This is a genomic window from Hydrogenivirga sp. 128-5-R1-1, assembly GCF_000171895.1.
The window spans coordinates 1-1,925 of the sequence record NZ_ABHJ01000203.1; the positions used below are offsets into that span (position 1 = coordinate 1).

Consider the following 1,925-nt stretch of genomic DNA (forward strand, 5'->3'; position numbering starts at 1 on the left):
CTCAATATCTTCTTTTTTCTCATTTTCAAACAGTTTGACCTCAGCAAGTAAATAAGACTTTTCAGGGACTGCATAATAATCCCATCCACTTTCTATGTTTATTATGTTTACTGGTCTATTTAACTGGTTTTCTATTTCTTCTAATAGTTTAAAAGTTATTTTTGCAGGGTTGTGTGTTTTTTCAAATTCTGAAGCATGCATTGATTCAACTTCAACTTCCAGTTCAAACTCGTAAGTTCCCATCTGTTTATCACATATAATACCGTAAGTTGGTTCTAAAACAAGTATTGTTTCAACAGGGTCTATTATTTCAAGAAGTTTTTCAGACCCTAAAGCTGTATGATTTTCCTCGTCAACAGTAAATGCCAGAGAAACAGGTATTTCTTTATCTGGATTTTCTTCCTTGAATATTTCAATGGCTACTATTAGAGATGCAATTAATCCTTTTGTATCTGCTGCTCCCCTGCCGTAAATTTTGTTATCTTTTATAATTGGTGTAAATGGATTTTCCATTGTCATTGGCGGAACAGTATCAACATGGGTATTTATCATAAAAGGTTTGTCTTTTGAAATGCTTACAAGATTGTATTGAGGGTTTGAATTTACAACTTTTCCAACAGGCTGTTTTTCAAACTTTATAAAATCAAGCCTTTCTTCTAAATATTTTTGTATTTGTGTGCAGTCTTCAAAACTTGGTATTTCAATTAGTTTTTTGGTTTCTTCAATGGTTTTTTCTAAAAGGTTGTTTTTCAATTTGATAGTTCTTTACTCCTTTGGGTTGATTCTTCAACAGTGTTTATAATTATATCTCTAATTTTACCTTTTTCAAGCTGATGAAGTCCGTAAATTGTAGTACCTGACGGTGAGCTTACTTTATCTCTGAGAACACATGGGTGTTCCTTTAAGGTTTCTACCATTTTTGAAGAACCTTTTATTGTTTGTACTATTATTTCAAGTGCTTGATTATAAGAAAATCCTTGTTTTACACCAGCCTGTGCAAAAGCATCTATTATTGTAAAGATATAAGCAGGACCACTTCCTGCCAGTCCTGTAAAGGCATCCATTAGGTTTTCATCTATTAAAAATGATTTTCCAAATGTATTTATCAGGTTAATGATTTCTTCTTTTTTGTTTGCAGGAAAGCTTTTATCAAATGAAATTCCTGTTGCACTTTCACCAATTAATGCAGGTGTATTTGGCATAATTCTAACAATAAATGCCTTACTCAAAATAGATTTAATCTTTTCTATTTTTATTCCTGCCATTACTGAGATAAGTATTTTACCTTCAAATTTATCTTTTATCGGGTTTACAGTATTTTCAAAATCCTTTGGTTTTACTGCTAAAAATATGATTTCAGACAGTTTTACAAGCCTTTCGTTGTTATCCGTCCCTGCTACACCGTATTTATTTACAATATAATCTATTCTTTCTTGATTTATGTCAGAAACAATAATTTCTTCAGGTTTTATATCTGAATTTTTTATTATCCCGTTTAATATAGCTTCACCCATATTTCCTACGCCTATAATTCCAACCTTAAACATCTTAGTCTCCTTTTACCATTTTCCAAAATAAACTTCTATTCCTAATAAAACAAAAGGATTATTATAAAAATCAAATTGTCTTTGCCATTTTACACCAAAATCAAAATTAAAGTAAGCCCATTTATAAAACTTATATCTGTTAGAGATACTCATGTTATAAGTCGTTGGGTAGGCACCTATTATCTTGTTTCCAGCTTCTGATAGATTAAAAACAACTAATAGTTTTTTATTTTTCCCGAATATCTTTGATAGTGAAGATGATATTACATGTTGATTAAAAGGCTCGTTGGTTAATTTCTTCTTTCAAAAATAAGACAAATTAAATTTTATAAATTAGTCTATTAATATATATCTGTGTATAGTCCTGATTTGTTGGTT

At 30.2% G+C, this 1,925-nt stretch carries 2 protein-coding genes; both read right to left on the minus strand.

The genetic code is table 11. From position 1 onward, the window contains the following. Positions 1–753: M20/M25/M40 family metallo-hydrolase (locus tag HG1285_RS03365; RefSeq protein WP_008288891.1), on the minus strand; the 753-nt coding region annotated here is incomplete at its 3' end. Continuing rightward, a complete protein-coding gene (gene proC, locus HG1285_RS03360) occupies positions 750–1,547 on the minus strand; it encodes a pyrroline-5-carboxylate reductase (RefSeq protein WP_008288892.1) in 798 nt (265 codons plus the stop codon). The genes proC and HG1285_RS03365, both read right to left, overlap by 4 nt. Positions 1,548–1,925: the final 378 nt, after the last annotated feature.